The organism is Halomonas sp. S3-1-1, from assembly GCF_023757625.1.
Classification (GTDB): Bacteria; Pseudomonadota; Gammaproteobacteria; order Pseudomonadales; family Halomonadaceae; genus Vreelandella.
Window position 1 is genome coordinate 111,977 of sequence record NZ_JALGBZ010000006.1, and the last position, 16,262, is coordinate 128,238.

A 16,262-nucleotide genomic window follows, 5' to 3' on the forward strand; every position below is an offset into this window, starting at 1 on the left:
TCAGGCCTCTTTCTCGATCATGGTGAGGTTGTCACGCAGGATAGGGCCATACTCGTACTTGCCGGGACACGCGTAGGTGCAAAGCGCGAGGTCTTCCTCGTCGAGCTCCAGGCACCCAAGGTCCATGGCAGATTCGATGTCACCCACGATCAGCGACCGCAGAAGCTGGGTCGGCATCATGTCCAACGGCATAACCCGCTCGTAGTTGCCCACCGGCACCATCGCCCGCTCGGAGCCATTGGTGGAGGTGGTCGGCGCGAAGTTGTTAAGCCCCTTGAACTTGGACAGATAAATGCCCATGACCGAGTGGCGGTTCGTGCCGGGCGAAAGCCATCCCATGAAGGTACGCTTGTTACCCTCTTCGAGTAGACTCACCTGATTGTGAAAGCGGCCGAGATAGGTCAGCTTGCCTTCGGCGGCAAACCCTGAGAACACGGAGCCGGAAATGATCCGCGTGCCGTGCGGCTCGATCACCTCGCCTTCGAAAAGCTCGTCAAGGTTCGCGCCAATGCGCGTACGAACCAGACGCGGCTTTTCAGAGCGCGGGCCGCCCACGGCTACGATCCGGCTAACATCGAGCTTGCCTTCAGAGAACAACTTGCCGAAAGCGATCACGTCCTGATAGCCGATGTGCCACACGCTCTTATGCAGCGCGACCGGTGACAGGTAATGAATGTGCGTGCCGACCAGCCCCGCCGGGTGCGGACCCTTGAAACTTTCGGTCTTAACACCGTCGATATCGCCACCGGGAATGGAGGCGTTTTCACCCGTGCACAGAAAAACGTTGCCCTCGGTCAGGCGGGTTAGCACCTTGAGGCCGTCTTCGAATGCCTGGGTATTTTCGTTAATGATGACACCGGGGTCAGCGCTAAGCGGATGGGTATCCACAGCGGTGACGAAGATGTCGGAAGGGATCGCATCGAGCGCCGGCGTGCGCGAGAAGGGTCGCGTACGCAGCGCCGTCCAAAGCCCCGTTTCGACCAGTTGGTCGACGACCAACTGGCGGTCGAGAGTGGCCAGTGAATCGCGATCGTGAGAAGCGAAGGTCATCGCTTCTTCGGTTTCGTCGACCTTGATGACCACAGAGAGTAAACGTCTTTTTTCGCCACGGTTAATGGCTACCACTTCACCGCCGGCCGGAGCGGTAAAGCGCACCCCTTCCGTTTTCTTGTCGGTGAACAGTAGCTGGCCCAGTTTGACCTTATCCCCTTCCTGAACTTCCATGGTTGGCTTCATGCCAACGTAGTCAGTACCCAGGATGGCCACATGGCGCACTGGCTGCGCATCGTCGATACGCTGCTCAGGCGCTCCCGTGATGGGAAGATCCAGGCCTTTTTTGACTTCGATCATAGTCTCGCCCAGTTGATGGATCGGATATACGAAGGTAAGGGGTTCGAATGCTTCTTTTCTGCATAGAGATTTTTTGTTGGCTGTGCAGATTGTTACCAGTCAGGCCCAAGCAAGCTTGAACCACCCCGAAAAATCTACCGTATTATAAAGATAAGCGCGGCCAATGACCACATCCACCACTGTCGCCTAAAGTGCTATATACATATACATTCAGGTTTATTTACCCATAAAAAAACGCCACCTTACGGCGGCGTTTGAGGCGTTGAGCGCTGCGAGTGCGCTAGTGGCGCGGCAGTTTCAAAAACTCGACGTTGGACATGTGCTGCAGAATGCGGATCACCTGGCAGCTGTAGCCGAACTCGTTGTCGTACCACATGTAGACCACCGCGTGGTTGCCGTTGGCGATGGTCGCCTTGGCATCGACGATACCAGCGTGGCGATTACCCACGAAATCCGACGACACCACCTCTGCCGAGTCGACGAAGTCGATCTGCTTTTGGAAGTTGGAATCGATCGACATGCGGCGCAGGTAGTCGTTGAGCGAGGCGGCGTCGGTCTCCTTCTCGAGCGTCAGGTTCAAAATCGCCATGGAGACGTTAGGCGTGGGCACGCGAATGGCGTTGCCGGTGAGCTTACCTTCGAGCTCCGGCAGCGCCTTGGCAACCGCCTTGGCCGCACCGGTTTCGGTCAGCACCATGTTGAGCGCGGCGCTGCGCCCGCGGCGGTCGCCTTTGTGGTAGTTGTCGATCAGGTTCTGATCGTTGGTGTAGGCGTGCACGGTTTCGACGTGGCCGGTCTTGACCCCGTACTCGTCGTTGAGCACCTTGAGCACCGGCACGATGGCGTTGGTGGTGCAGGAGGCCGCCGAAACGATACGATCATCGGCACCGATGGACGTGTGGTTGATGCCGTAGACAATGTTCTTGATGTCGCCCTTGCCCGGCGCGGTGAGAAGCGCTTTCGCTGCGCCCTTGCACTCCAGGTGCTGGCCAAGGCCCGCTTCGTCGCGCCAGATGCCGGTGTTATCGACCACCACCGCGTTATTGATTCCGTAAGCGGTGTAGTCGACCTCTGCCGGCGAGTCGGCGTAGATCACCTGCACCACGTTGCCATTGACGGTCAAGGTGCGCGCCTCGACGTCCACCGAGATCGAGCCCTCGAAGGGGCCGTGGACCGAGTCGCGGCGCAGAAGGCTCGCGCGCTTTTCGAGATCCTTGCCGATATCACCGCGACCGCGCACCACGATCGCACGCAGGCGCAGAAGATTCCCCCCGCCGGCCTTCTCCACCAGCACGCGGGCCAAGAGCCGGCCGATACGGCCAAAACCGTAGAGCACGACGTCCTTGGGCTCGCCAATGCTCGCGCCAGGCTGGTAGCCATCGACGATCTCTTCGAGCTCGCGGGTCAAAAAGGCGTTCAGATCGCCGCCGCCCTGGTGCTTGAAGCTGACCGCGAGCTTACCGATATCGACGTGGGCTGGCCCCAGATTCATCGCCGCCATCGCTTCGACGATCGGGAAGGTATCCTGAACCGACAGCTCAGTGCCTTCGATTTTACGTACGAAGCGGTGATCCTTGAGAATCCGGATGACCGATTTCTTGATCAGCGAGCGCCCGAACATGGTCGCGACAACGTTGTTCTGACGATACAGCTTCCCGACTAGCGGAATCATCTGCTCGGCAAGCGCTTCGTCGCTTTGCCACTGTTGAAAAACGTTCTCGAGCGTTGACTGACTCACGGGCGGCCTCTTTACGTGTTTAATCGGGGAAGGTAATCGACGTGTATTATCCGTGGCTTACGGTGAGGCCGCAATCAAAGGATGGTCGCACGCCGTGTAGGGGTATTACACAAACGCCCATTTGACTACAAACTCAAAACGCGCTTGCCGCAGCGCGATACCGACTGCGAGCGCCTCGTTCCGGGCAGCTCAACCTGTCATGGCCTATGGTGTATGATGCTCAAATTGCCCGGACACGACGTTTAGTCGATCAGCCGTCACGCGATAGCCATCCATCGATACGCCTTCAAGCGATCGACGCTCGAACGACAGACGTTCATACGACCGTTATTCACACGCTAGACATTCATACGACCGTTATTCACACGACAGATACTCAGACTATGCCCTCTTTTTCCCTGCTCGACCCACCCAGCCCCCAGGGGGTACGGGATACGCTCTATCTAACGGCGCCGCCGGGCAGTGCAACGGCGCTGGCACTGGCGCGAATCGCAGGCAACGGCCCGCTTTTGGTCATCACGCCAAGCACCGCCAGCGCCCAGCGACTGGAACAGGATCTGGCTTTTTACAGTCAGGTGCCGGTATTGCCGTTTCCGGACTGGGAGACGCTGCCTTACGACAGTTTTTCCCCACATCAGGATATCGTCTCGGCGCGACTTAGAACGCTCAAGCTGCTTCAGGAAGGCGTCAAGGGGATCGTACTGGTCCCCATCAACACGCTGATGCAGCGCCTGGCGCCGGTCGACTACATCGCTGGGCGCGTCATGACGCTCAAAACCGGCGCGAAGCTTTCGCGCGAAAGCTTTCGCGAGTCGCTCACGCGGGCCGGATATCGGGCGGTGGAAACCGTGTATGAGCCCGGCGAGTACGCCATGCGCGGCGCGCTGATCGATTTGTTCCCCATGGGGGTCGATGAGCCGATTCGCATCGATCTGTTCGACGACGAGATCGATACGCTGCGCCATTTCGATCCGGGCAACCAGCGCTCCACGGAAAAGGTCGAGGCGATCGAGCTTCTGCCCGCCCACGAGTATTCGCTGAGTCGCAGCGCCATCGCCTGCTTTCGTGAGCAGTTCGAAACCCTGTTCGACGTCGACCCGCGCCAGTGCCCACTCTATAACGACGCGCTCAAGGCGATCCCCTCCCCCGGGCTCGAGCACTACCTGCCGCTGTTTTTCGACGAAACCGCCTCGCTTTTCGAGCACGTCACGCCGGACACGCGGGTCGCGCTGTTGCCGGACGTGTTCGAGGCCGCCGAGCAGCACTGGCGCGCAATCGAGTCGCGCTATGAGAACCTGGGGGTCGACCCGACCCGCCCGCTGGTGCCGCCAAAGCGCGCGTTCATACCGGTCAACGACCTGTTTGCCCACATCAAGGAGCGCCCCCGGCTGGAGCTCCTTCACGACGACACCACCCAGCGCCACGCCCACGCGCCAGAGGCCCAGTTACTGCCCGCCCTCGCTCTCAACGCGCGAGCGCAGGAGCCGCTCGAAGCGCTTTCCAGCTTTTTGACCCATAACCCGGAGACCCGCGTGCTGTTCGTCGCCGAATCGCGGGGGCGGCGCGAGGCGCTCGAGGAGCTGTTAGCGCCGCTGCGCCTGGGGCTCGACGAGGTGGACGGGTTCGACGCGTTCATGGCCGGTCAAAAGCGCGCCGCCATCACCGAAAGCCAGGTATCGAGTGGGCTATGGCTGACCGACCCGAACGTGGCGGTCGTCACCGAAACCGAGCTTTTCGGCGACGTGGTGCGCCAGACCCGGCGTCAGGAGAAGGCCACCGACGACAACGAGCTGGCGGTACGCCACCTTTCCGAGCTCAAGGAAGGCGCACCGGTGGTTCACCAGGCCCACGGGGTCGGGCGTTACCTGGGGCTCGAGGCGCTGGAGGCCGGCGGCCAGGCCAACGAATTTCTGGCGCTGGAGTACGAGGGCGGTGCCAAACTTTACGTGCCGGTAGACAGCCTTCACTTGATCTCGCGCTACAATGGCGCGGATGACGAAAACGCCCCGCTCAACAGGCTCGGCTCGGACCAGTGGGAGAAAGCCCGGCGCAAGGCCGCCGAAAAGATTCGCGATACCGCCGCGGAGCTTCTGGATATTTACGCCCGGCGCGAGGCCCAGCAGGGCACGGTGTACGACACGCCGGACGCCGAATACAACCGCTTTGCCGCCAGCTTCCCGTTCGAGGAGACACCGGATCAGAAGGCCGCGATCGAGGCGGTGATCGGTGACATGATTTCGCCCCAGCCAATGGATCGCGTGGTGTGTGGCGACGTCGGCTTTGGCAAGACCGAAGTAGCGATGCGCGCCGCGTTTCTGGCGGTGCAGTCCGGCCGTCAGGTGGTCGTGCTGGTGCCGACCACCCTGCTCGCCCGCCAGCACTTCGAGAACTTTCGCGACCGCTTCGCCGACACTGCCGTCAATATCAGCCTGATTTCGCGCTTCACCGGCAGCAAGGAGATGACCAAAACCCTCGAGAACATCAAGGAGGGCCAGGCGGACATCGTCATCGGCACCCATAAGCTGCTCTCCAAAAGCGTCGAGCTGCCCAAAATGGGGCTGTTGATCATCGACGAGGAGCACCGCTTCGGGGTCGCTCAGAAAGAGAAGCTCAAGACCCTGCGCGCCGAGATCGACATTCTCACGCTCACCGCTACGCCGATCCCGCGCACGCTGAACATGGCGATGAGCGGCATTCGCGATCTTTCGATCATCGCCACGCCCCCAGCCCGGCGCCTGTCGGTCAAAACCTTCGTTCAGCAGCGGAACGAAAGCCTGATCAAGGAGGCGCTGCTGCGCGAAATCCTGCGCGGCGGTCAGGTCTACTTCCTGCACAACGAAGTCAAGACCATCGAGAACACCGCCGAGCAGCTTCGCGAGCTCGTACCCGAGGCGCGCGTCGGCGTGGCCCACGGTCAGTTGCCAGAGCGAAGCCTGGAGCGGGTGATGTCGGATTTTTATCACCGCCGTTTCAACGTGCTGGTCTGCTCGACGATCATCGAAACCGGCATCGACGTACCGAGTGCCAATACCATCCTGATCGAGCGGGCAGACAAATTTGGTTTGGCTCAGCTTCACCAGCTTCGCGGGCGCGTCGGGCGTAGCCACCATCAGGCCTACGCTTATCTTCTGACCCCGCCGCCCAAGTCGATGACCCGTGACGCGGTCAAGCGCCTTGAGGCCATCAGCGCCTCGATCGATCTGGGGGCGGGCTTTCAACTCGCCAGCCACGACATGGAGATTCGAGGCGCCGGCGAGCTTCTGGGCGACGAGCAGAGCGGCCAGATGGAGACCATCGGCTACTCGCTCTACATGGAAATGCTCGATCGCGCGGTCAAGGCGATTCGCGCCGGCAAAACGCCCAATATCGAGGCACCGTTCAACACCGGCGTCGAAATCGGGCTCAACCTACCGGCGCTGATTCCCAGCGACTATATTCATGATGTGCAGCAGCGGCTGGTGATGTATAAGCGCATCGCCAATACGCAAAGCGATGCCGAGCTCAAGGAGCTTCAGGTCGAGTTGATCGACCGTTTCGGCTTGCTGCCGCAGCCGCTCAAGAACCTGATGCGTCAGACCCGGCTACGCCATCGCTCCGAACCGCTGGGCATTGCGCGCATCGAGGCTGGGGAAAGCCGTGGGCGGGTTCTGTTCAGCGCCGACACCCAAGTCGACCCGCTCACCCTTGTGAAGCTCATTCAAACCTCACCGGCGCACTACCGGCTGGACGGCTCGGACACCTTGAAGTTCGAATTCGCCATGGAAAAACCCGAGCAGCGCTTCGAGGCCGTCGAAAATCTGTTGGGTCTTCTCAACCAAAAAGTAGCGACGACGTGAACCTTGATGCAAACTTGACCTTAAGCCGACAACATAAGCGGATAGGCTCGAATCAGGCCGCCCCGCGGCGGTGAATCAACTCATTAGGAACGACCATGAAAACACGACGCATCCTTAACCTTTGGGGGCCAATCAGCCTGGCCGTACTGCTGGCCGCAACCCTGGGCGCCCCGGTCTACGCGCAAGAGGTGGCCGAACAGCCGCCCCAAGTGGCCACTCCGGGTCTGGACGCCGATGCGCTTGCCAGCGCCGAGCAGGTCAGCGCGCAGCGCGAGCTGCCCCGCGGCCACTTTCGCCTGCCAGAAGAAGGCGACATCGTCGGCCAGTACTACACCGTCACGGTAGAAGATCCGGAAGAGACCCTGCTCGATATCGCCAGGCGCCATAACATCGGCTACGAAGAGATTCGCATGGCGAATCCGGACGTAAGCCTTTGGGTACCCGGTGAAGGCACCGAAGTGATCATTCCCGCTCAGTACATTCTGCCGCCGGCCGAGCGCAAGGGCATCGTGGTGAACCTCTCCGAGCTTCGCCTCTACTACTACCCAGAAAATAGCCCGGGCATCGTCGAAACCTATCCGGTGAGCGTGGGCCGTGAAGAGTTCGCGACCCCGGTCGGCATGACCCAGACCACGGTCAAGGTAAAGGACCCGGCCTGGGCCCCGCCCTCCTCCATGCGCCGTGAAGCGGCCGAGCGCGGCGAGCCGGCACCAGAGATCGTGCCCGCCGGCCCGAACAATCCGCTGGGCCGCCACGCGATCCTATTGGGCATGCCAAGCTACTTGATCCACGGCACCAACCGCCCGGACGGAGTCGGCATGCGCGTCAGCCGCGGCTGTATCCGCATGTACCCGGAAGACATAGAGTCGCTTTACGAGCGCGTCCCCAGCGGTACCCAAGTCAACCTGATGGACGCGCCGTTCAAGGCCGGCTGGGGCGCCGACGGCACGCTCTACGTGCAGTCCTACCCGCAGCTCGAGGAGAACGTAGGCGACTTCGAACCGCTTTTGAACGCCATCGAGCGCGTCGAGTCGCTGACCGACGAGGATCTCGAGATCGACTACGAACAGGTCAGGCATGCGGTCGAGTCCCCGAACGGCCGTTTCGTCGCTCTTTACGGCCCCCAGGCACCGGCACCAGAGCCCGAGTCTCCCGCTGAAAAGGCGCCATCCGAGCGTCAGGGTCTATTCCAGGACATCGAGCTGAGTGCCACCGTCGAGTCTGACAGCGACGCATAACGCCGCAGGCACTTAACAAGGGTGATCCCGATAGGGATCGCCCTTTTTTATGGCCGCTCAATCATGAAATGCGCACTTTGCGCCAACATGCATTGTGACAACACGCGTTGCGCCAACGCCAGGCATTAAAAAACCCCGCACGAGGCGGGGTTTTTCACAGCTAACGCAGACCGCTGAGCCGTTTGTTGCTCAGTGGTCCATGCAGAATTACTTCTGCATGGAGCGCTGGAACTGACGGCTCATTTCTTCACGGCCTTGCTCAGACATCTGCAGAGCGGCTTGCGCGTCGCGCTGAGCCTGGTTTGCAGTGTTCAGAGCCTGAGAAGCCATGCTGCGAGCTTCTGCAGCGTCAGCCTGTGCAGATTCAGCAGTCATGCGAACTTCTTCCAGCGCGCTGGTAGAGGCACAACCAGCCAGAACGGCCAGAGAAGCAGCGGCAGCAGTCATTTTCAGAGCAGTCTTCAGAGTCATAATGTTCTCCTTGAGTCTTCCTTGGGTACTACGTTGAAGGTCTGACAAAACGTAAGGCTAGAAGCTAGCTTAAGATTTGTCTACCTGCGGTAAAGGTTCTTTCCAGTGACCGACTCGATGATCCAGACACGAATGCCTTGGGTCACGTTGTCGAAGTCAAACGCTGTTTTATATTAGTCCACAACGCTTGTCTATAGCCGCTGGCCAAAACCTCGAACTTCCTTATGGATCACCATCATACTAGCGGATCACGACGCGAGTGCCAACATCGACAAGCGATGCGATGCGATCGATCTGCTGATTGTTGACAGCGATGCAGCCCTGGGTCCAGTGATAGCGCCCATGAATCTGTGGATCGGAGGTGCCGATACCGTGAATACCGATCGCCCCGCCCAGCGCGGTGTTTTGCGGCGGATAGCCGTGGCGACGGTATTCGTCGAAGTAGGCCTCGTAGTCGGCCTGGGTATAGATGCCCGTCTCCAGCGCCATACGCGCATGGGCTGGCGTGGGGTAGTCGATACCGATAAAAATGCGCCACTTGCTCTGATTATTGAAACGGTAGATGCGAAATTCGCCAAGGGGGGTGGTGCTATCACCGCGCACCCGATGGGTACGCGCCCCGCCGGTTCCGCGGGAAATCGGCAAGAAGTGCTCGATTCTGTCGCTACCTCGAAATATGCTCAGCGAGGAGGTTTGATCGTCGATCAGCACCCAAACCTCGCTGCTGTGACGCGGCGCCGCCGCGCGGCTGATGAGCGTGCCAACGAGATCACTCGTCGCCTGTGTTACAGGTGCAATGACGTTGGCGCTGGCCACGGCCGGGAAGCCCATGGCGAGTGCTAGAAAGCGGCGGCGGTTTACGGGCATCGATCAACTCTCGGTACGGGCCGGGGCGACCGGCCAGCGGGTAGGGATTGGCTGACACGTTTATACCCCATTGCCCTAGTGCATGTCAGCGCCCAGGCGAACATCAAATATCCTCGAACTCGCGCATGCTGGTCACGATTTTGCGAAGCTCGGCTTCGTGCCCTTCGGCCAGGGCGTTGAAAAACGCCGCTTCCTCTTCGATTTTCGCGCACTCGGCGCGGTGGGCGTAAAGCGCGCGCAGGTTCTCCTGAGCTTCGGAGGCGGTCTCAATCACACCATCGATCGAGTCGGCCACGCTGCGCTGGGTAATCGCCTCAAGCCTGGGCGGCTGGGGGAAATCGCCGGTTTCGTCGAACCACAGCTCCATCACTTCGCTGTGATCGGCGCCGTCGTGAAACAGCGCCTCCAGCCCACTTCGCATCTTCACTTCGCGAGTGGCCAGATAGGTCAGCGCCATCGACAGCCGCTCGTTGTCGGTGCGATCGGCACCGTCGCTGTAGCGCTTGGCCATGCGGGCATGGTAGTCCGCGGCCCACGTAATCAAATCCTTGACCTGGTTGTAGCGTGTATCCATGAGCTCTCCTTGTGAACAGCGCGGGCAGTGATCACTGCCCGCTCGACACTTTTTTTCAAGCGCTTACTCTAGAGCATTTGGCGCCGGCCGGGTTCCCGAGCAAACGGATGAATCACCACTCGTGGCTGGTTTCGCGCAGCGCCGCCATCTCTTTTTTGGCCGCCTGAACGCTTTGATAAAGCGAGGAGGTAAACGAAGCTTCGCTGGCAAGCGCGATCATCGACGGGTTGTTGATTGGCCGCTTGGCCACGCCTTCATCGCCGTGAAGCTTCAAAAGCGCGCCGACCAGCCAGCCAAGCCAGCTCTCGGGCTGGCCGGCCAGATCACGCAGGCGAATCAGCTCGGCAAGCTCGGGGCCGTCGGCCGCCAACAGCGTCTGCCAGCGGCGCGTATCCAGGCGCGCGTGCTCGGTCACCTCGGCAAGAAAGCTCTCTAGCGCCAGCTCAAAAAGCGCGAGCGCACCCTCCTCGATCGCCATCTGGCGCGTCAGGGCGTGCTCATCGTCTTGAACCGGCGTTTCGATCAAAAGCTCCGCCTGATAAAGCAACTGGTTGGTGCGGGACCGGGCACTCACTTACGCTTGTCCTCAACGTGCCACTTGCCACCTTCGAACGTGGCCTTCCAACCCGTCGCCTTGCCCTCTTCATCGGTCATCACGTACTGCTCTTTGTTCTTGCGCGAGTAGCGGATCTGCGCTGGACGGCCATCCGGGTCTTCGCTAGGCGCCTTGAGGATGAAGTGGTACTTCTCCGGCAGTTCATCCTTATGCGCCTTGAGCTCCTTGACCAGCGGCGGGCGCGTTTCGCGATTCTTGGGAAACTTGCTGGCGGCCAGAAACAGCCCGCTCGCTCCATCGCGCAGCACGTAGTGATCCTCGACCTTTTGACAGGCGAGCTCCGGCATCGGGATCGGGTCCATCTTCGGCGGCGCTACTTCGCCGCTTCTCAACAGTTTGCGCGTGTTTTTACATTCGCTGTTGGTACAGCCGAAGTACTTACCGAAACGGCCGGACTTGAGCTGCATTTCGGAGCCGCACTTGTCGCACTCGATGACCGGACCTTCGTAGCCCTTGATCTTGAATTTGCCGTGCTCGACTTCGAAGCCGGTGCAGTCCGGGCTCTGGCCACAAATGTGCAGCTTGCGCGTTTCGTCGATCAGGTAGCTGTCCATGGCCGTGCCGCACTTGCCGCAGCGGCGCTTGGCGCGAAGCGCGTCGGTTTCCGCTTCTTCATTGGCGTCATCGGCGACCGCTTCGTCACCCGGGATCAAATCGATGGTGGTCTTGCAGCGCTCCTTGGGCGGCAGATTGTAGCCGCTGCAGCCCAGAAACACGCCGGTCGAGGCGGTGCGAATCTGCATGTCGCGTCCGCAGGCCGGGCACTCAATGTCCGTGGGCACCGGCTGGTTAGGGCGCATGCCCTCCTCGCTTTCTGCCCGGCCAAGCTCCTCACGAAATTCGCCGTAGAAGCTATCGAGTAGCGCCTGCCAGTTGCGCTCGCCTTCGGCCACTTCGTCGAGACTATCCTCCATACGCGCGGTGAAGGAGTAGTCCATCAAATCCGGGAACGACTCTTTCAAGCGCTCGGTGACGATATCCCCGAGCTTTTCGGCGTAAAAGCGTCGGCTTTCGAGTTTGACGTAGCCGCGGTCCTGAATGGTCGAGATGATCGCCGCGTAGGTCGAGGGCCGGCCGATGCCCTGTTTCTCGAGCTCCTTGACCAAACTCGCCTCGGTATAGCGCGCCGGCGGCTTGGTGAAGTGCTGCTGCGGATCGAGCGCCTCCAGCGTCATCGGCGTATCGACGGGCAGATCCGGCAGGCTTTGATCCTCGTTCTTACCCGCAGGCTTGATGACCCGGGTATAGCCATCGAACTTCAGCACCCGGCCCTTGGCGCGCAGGTCATAACCGTCGACCTCTACGCTCAGCGTGCTCGACAGATACTCCGCCGGCACCATTTGGCAGGCGACGAACTGACGCCAGATAAGCTCGTAAAGGCGCTCGGCGTCGCGCTCCATGCCGGAAAGATCGCTGGCCTTGCGCTCCACGCTCGACGGACGAATCGCCTCGTGGGCCTCCTGGGCGCTCTCCTTGCTCGAGTAGCGGTTGGGGTTTTCCGGCAGGTAACGCTTGCCGAATTCGCTTTGGATATAGTCGCGGGCGCTCTCTACCGCCTCCTTTGAAAGGTTGGTGGAGTCGGTACGCATGTAAGTGATGTAGCCCGCCTCATACAAGCGTTGGGCCATGGTCATGGTCTTTTTGACCGAGAAACCGAGCCGGCCGCTGGCCGCCTGCTGCAGCGTCGAGGTGATGAATGGCGCGCCGGGTTTGGAGCTGGTCGGCTTGTCTTCGCGATTGGTGATCGAAAGCGAGGCGCTTTTTAACGCTTCGATACGCGAGTACGTCTCGTCCTGTGAGGTCGGGCGAAACGCTTGGCCGTCCTGACGGGCGAGCGCGAAGCGTACCGGCACGCCATCCGGCGACACCAGGTCGGCGTGCACGTCCCAAAACTCTTCGGGAATGAAGGCGCGGATATCGCGCTCGCGCTCGACGATCAAACGCACCGCCACCGACTGCACACGCCCGGCGGAAAGTCCACGGGCGATCTTAGCCCACAAAAGCGGCGAGAGCATGAAGCCGACCACGCGGTCGAGAAAACGCCGCGCCTGCTGGGCCTCGACGCGCGGAATGTTGAGCACCCCTGGCGACTTGAACGCGTCCTGAATGGCGTTTTTGGTGATTTCGTTGAATACCACGCGCTTGTAGCGCGCGTCGTCGCCGCCGATGGTTTCGCGCAGGTGCCAGGCAATCGCCTCCCCTTCGCGATCCAAATCCGTTGCGAGATAGACGGCGTCGGCCTTTTCCGCGAGCTTTTTGAGCTCGGCGACGACCTTCTCTTTACCGGGCAGAATTTCGTAGTGGGCTTCCCAACCGTTGGCCGGGTCGATACCCATGCGCCGAATCAGCTGATCCTGCGCTTTCTGCTTTTTATACGCCGCCTTTTCATCCGGCGAGAGCTTGCGGGTCGCCGCGGCCTGGCGCGCGCGCTCCTTGGGGTCGACGGCGGTCTTGCCCGAGCCGCTGGTCGGTAGGTCACGAATATGACCCACGCTCGACTTAACGATAAAATCGTTGCCGAGATACTTATTGATCGTCTTCGCCTTGGCGGGCGACTCGACGATGACCAGTGACTTACCCATAGTGCTCCACTTCCTGTTGCCTAAGCTTTTAAGAGCGCTCTTGGCGCTACGCCCAAGACCCGCTCTAAATACGTGCCGCGCTGAAAACGTTTAGAAACGTCAGGCGGCCTGAAAAATGCGCCTACCCTACCCCAGCCCTTTCCCAAGCGCCAGTGGCGCCATACTTCAGGCGCCCTTTACTAAATAGGGGTCTAAACCCGCGTTTGCAAATTTTCGTTTAAAAAAGCCGAGCGCCTTTAAATCCTGAACGCCCTGGCCGCGCTCCCCCGGAGGGAATAAAAAAGCCCCCGGCCAGGCCGGGGGCGTTGGAGCGAACGTCACTCTAAAAACGCTACACCGTTAGCGCCGGGTACGCGGCTTGGCGCGCGAGGTGCTTGTGCGCTTGGCGCCGCCGGGTTTGGCTTTGCTCGTCTTGGCCGGCGCTCCGCCAGCGTCACTCGAGGGTTTGGCGGAAGCGTCCGGCGCCTCAGCTGTTTGAGCGGCGGTTTCTGCTGGTGAAGACTGCTCGTCGGCACTTTTGGCGGATTCGTCGGCGGCCGACGTTTTCGCCGCACTCTCAGCGCTTGCGCTCGAGGCATCATCGTCGGCATCGGCTGCCACTTTTTGGGCCGGCGTTGCGGAGGCCGGCGTCGACGCCTCCACGGCTTTTTCCGGGCTTCGCGCGCGATCGAAAAGCGTCCTGATCTGCTCGAAACGCTCGGCGCCGCGCTCGCTAAGCTCACCGCTGGCGCCGAACACCTGACTCAGGTGCTGCACGTGCTCGTCGAGCGCGGCGTTGTCCTCGCCTTCGAGCAGCATCGGCAGCGACTCGAGCGCTTTTTCGCGGTCGAGCTTCAAAATGAAGAACTGCTCGCGCACCAGCCGCTTGAACTCCTCGAGCGTCGTTTGGGTTTCAAGCTCGGCACGCGAGGCGCGAAGGCGCTTGAAATTGCGCTCGTCGGTGGCGGGCGCCCCGCCCAGCACGTAGATGATCGAACGAATGATCGCCTCGAGCGGCCCGCCCTGGCTGATTTTTTCGCGCAGCGCCTCCTTGCGCTGCTCGATGAAGCGCAGGTGCTCCGGCTCCGCACCCGGACGGCGGCGATGTACGTGGGCATCGCCATACAGGCCCACCGCCGCCTGAAGCTGTGGCTGACCGTAAATCGACAGGAACATCTTCTCGGTGGCGCTGTCGCGAACGTCGCGGAAGGTATTGAGGCTATCGACGATCTGATCCGACACGAAGGATTCGAACGTTTTGAACAGATTGTCGTCGCTTACCTCGACACGGTTTTCACGCACGGCCTGGGCCATGGTGGGTAAAAACACGGTCAACGGGTTGCGATCCGACATCAGCCGATAACCCAAGCGGATCGGATGCATCCGACGCATGAAACGCGCCGACTCCGGCGTGACCATTGCCTGAATCAGCGGCTGCAGGTAGAGGCGATAAAAGCCCAAATTGATTTCCGAGACGCGCGCGACGGTGGCGAAGCGCCGATCGTCTTCAGCAACGTGGTGAACCTCTTCGTCGAGCTCTTCGAAATCTCGCGGGGTAAATTCGAGCAGGTAATCGCGCTCGATCAGGTCGGCGTCCTTGCGCTCGCTGGCATGCGTTATCGTGGTTTCATAAAGCCCCGGCGGCATGACATCGATGTAATCCATGTTCGCCGTGAATTCCGAGTGCTCCTTGCGCGAGACGCTGCCGGAAACGAAGATGCCCAAGTGGCCGGTGGTATCGTGCATGCAGTAGATGATGGTCTGTTGGTTAGCGACGATATCGTCTTCGCCTTCGTAGAGATCGCGAATCCAGCCCAGCGCCTGGGGCGGCGGGGTAATGTCGTCGCCGCGAGAGCAGAACACCACGACCGGCGAGCGCAGGTTGCGAAGATCGATACGCCGCCCGTCACGGCTCACCAGCTGCGCGGTGGAGAGGCGGTTACCCACGAACAGATTATCGACGATATACTGGATTTCATCGCCGCCGAGAATGACGTGCCCGCCCCACCAGCGCTCGAACTCGAGATAGCGGCTGGATTCGGTATCGACGTTGGCGTACAGATGATACTGCTTCTTCCAGTAGGTGTTGGCCGGGTTCAAACGCTCGAAGTTTTGCACCAGCCAGGCACCATCGAACTGGCCGTTGCCCAGATCGCTTGTCAGCGCCGTAACCCAACTGCCGCCAGCCATACCGCCGGTGTAGCGCATCGGCGCCTTGCCGCGCTCGCCGGCCCAGTAGGAAAGCGGCGCGCCGGCGATCAAAATAGGGCCGAACACGTCCGGCTCCAGCGCCGCCGCCATCATCAGTTGCCACCCCGCCTGGCAGTTACCCACCACCATCGGCTTTTCGGTGATCTCCGGGTGAAGCGAGATAACGTGGCGCAGGAATTCGACTTCCGCCTCGACCACGTCCTCGACGGTCTGGCCAGGCTCCGGATAGGGTAAAAAGCCGATGAAGTAGCACGGATGGCCCGCTTTGAGCGCCACACCCAGTTCGCTGTCGGGTTTGAAGCCGCCAATGCCCGGGCCGTGGCCGGCGCGCGGGTCGACCACCACGAAGGGCCGCTTTTTAGGGTCGACCTGGGTGCCTTCCGGTGGAAGCACACGCAGAAGCTCGTAGTTGGTGGGATGCGCTAGGGTACGGCCGTCCATCACCACTTCGGTCTTGAATCCCAGCACGTTGGGTTTGGTCTGCTCCATGTGCTCGAGATACTGGTTGCCGCGCACGCGCATGACGTCCCAGTAAAGAATGCTGCGCTCGACGCTGTCGCGCCAGTAGCTCGCGGCGGCGCGACCAAAACCGAACGGGTCCATCATACTGGCCAGTGCCTGCTGGCCGGGTAAGGCCTCGCCGCTTTTTTGATCCGGAAGCCCGGGGAGCCAGCGGCCCGACAGTAAGGGATTAGCGAGAAAATTCATGGTTTCTCCTGATGGATTGGTGCCAGAGGCGCATCCATGCAACACGCCCTCATGCTGCAATGCAATATAGTCTAGCCCAAAGCATTCAAAGC

At 60.7% G+C, this 16,262-nt stretch carries 10 protein-coding genes; 2 read left to right on the forward strand and 8 right to left on the reverse strand.

Annotated features, from left to right (window positions below):
* Together MQW23_RS16395 and MQW23_RS16400 are read right to left on the reverse strand one after the other, a co-directional pair.
* Complete coding sequence (locus tag MQW23_RS16395) at window positions 1-1,350, reverse strand: Na(+)-translocating NADH-quinone reductase subunit A (RefSeq protein ID WP_252109282.1); 1,350 nt, start codon at window positions 1,348-1,350, stop codon at window positions 1-3.
* Between the two features lie 280 nt (window positions 1,351-1,630).
* Window positions 1,631-3,088, reverse strand: coding sequence for a glyceraldehyde-3-phosphate dehydrogenase (locus MQW23_RS16400; protein ID WP_252109283.1), 1,458 nt, complete (start codon window positions 3,086-3,088; stop codon window positions 1,631-1,633).
* 383 nt (window positions 3,089-3,471) lie between these two features.
* On the opposite strand from MQW23_RS16400, the gene mfd reads away from it, so the two are divergent.
* Entirely contained in the window at window positions 3,472-6,924 is a 3,453-nt protein-coding gene (gene mfd / locus MQW23_RS16405) for a transcription-repair coupling factor (protein ID WP_252109284.1), read from the forward strand.
* Between the two features lie 95 nt (window positions 6,925-7,019).
* Window positions 7,020-8,162 carry a L,D-transpeptidase family protein gene (locus MQW23_RS16410; protein ID WP_252109285.1) on the forward strand — a complete coding sequence of 381 codons (1,143 nt, stop codon included), beginning with the start codon at window positions 7,020-7,022 and terminating at the stop codon, window positions 8,160-8,162.
* A gap of 207 nt (window positions 8,163-8,369) precedes the next feature.
* Here the strand turns inward: MQW23_RS16410 and MQW23_RS16415 are convergent, their stop codons facing one another.
* The 6 genes from MQW23_RS16415 to MQW23_RS16440 form a co-directional block, all read right to left on the reverse strand.
* Window positions 8,370-8,633 carry an Lpp/OprI family alanine-zipper lipoprotein gene (locus MQW23_RS16415; RefSeq protein ID WP_252109286.1) on the reverse strand — a complete coding sequence of 88 codons (264 nt, stop codon included), beginning with the start codon at window positions 8,631-8,633 and terminating at the stop codon, window positions 8,370-8,372.
* Window positions 8,634-8,873: 240 nt separating this feature from the next.
* Window positions 8,874-9,500, reverse strand: a complete 627-nt coding sequence (locus MQW23_RS16420) for a L,D-transpeptidase family protein (RefSeq protein WP_252109287.1) — start codon at window positions 9,498-9,500, stop codon at window positions 8,874-8,876.
* 103 nt (window positions 9,501-9,603) lie between these two features.
* Window positions 9,604-10,074, reverse strand: coding sequence for a 2-hydroxyacyl-CoA dehydratase (locus tag MQW23_RS16425; protein ID WP_252109288.1), 471 nt, complete (start codon window positions 10,072-10,074; stop codon window positions 9,604-9,606).
* A 112-nt stretch (window positions 10,075-10,186) separates the two neighbouring features.
* Entirely contained in the window at window positions 10,187-10,648 is a 462-nt protein-coding gene (locus tag MQW23_RS16430; RefSeq protein ID WP_252109289.1) for a DUF6586 family protein, read from the reverse strand.
* Window positions 10,645-13,272, reverse strand: a complete 2,628-nt coding sequence (topA, locus tag MQW23_RS16435) for a type I DNA topoisomerase (protein ID WP_252109290.1) — start codon at window positions 13,270-13,272, stop codon at window positions 10,645-10,647. The genes MQW23_RS16430 and topA overlap by 4 nt, the downstream gene beginning before the upstream one ends.
* A 339-nt stretch (window positions 13,273-13,611) precedes the next feature.
* Entirely contained in the window at window positions 13,612-16,170 is a 2,559-nt protein-coding gene (locus MQW23_RS16440; protein WP_252109291.1) for a DUF3141 domain-containing protein, read from the reverse strand.
* Window positions 16,171-16,262 lie beyond the last annotated feature (92 nt).

Excerpts from the sequence above, each read along its gene's own strand:
- MQW23_RS16395 (WP_252109282.1), bottom strand. The coding sequence starts at position 1,350 with ATGATCGAAGTCAAAAAAGGCCTGGATCTTCCCATCACGGGAGCGCCT.
- mfd (WP_252109284.1), top strand. The coding sequence starts at position 3,472 with ATGCCCTCTTTTTCCCTGCTCGACCCACCCAGCCCCCAGGGGGTACGG.
- MQW23_RS16410 (WP_252109285.1), top strand. The coding sequence starts at position 7,020 with ATGAAAACACGACGCATCCTTAACCTTTGGGGGCCAATCAGCCTGGCC.
- MQW23_RS16415 (WP_252109286.1), bottom strand. The coding sequence starts at position 8,633 with ATGACTCTGAAGACTGCTCTGAAAATGACTGCTGCCGCTGCTTCTCTG.
- MQW23_RS16420 (WP_252109287.1), bottom strand. The coding sequence starts at position 9,500 with ATGCCCGTAAACCGCCGCCGCTTTCTAGCACTCGCCATGGGCTTCCCG.
- MQW23_RS16425 (WP_252109288.1), bottom strand. The coding sequence starts at position 10,074 with ATGGATACACGCTACAACCAGGTCAAGGATTTGATTACGTGGGCCGCG.
- topA (WP_252109290.1), bottom strand. The coding sequence starts at position 13,272 with ATGGGTAAGTCACTGGTCATCGTCGAGTCGCCCGCCAAGGCGAAGACG.
- MQW23_RS16440 (WP_252109291.1), bottom strand. The coding sequence starts at position 16,170 with ATGAATTTTCTCGCTAATCCCTTACTGTCGGGCCGCTGGCTCCCCGGG.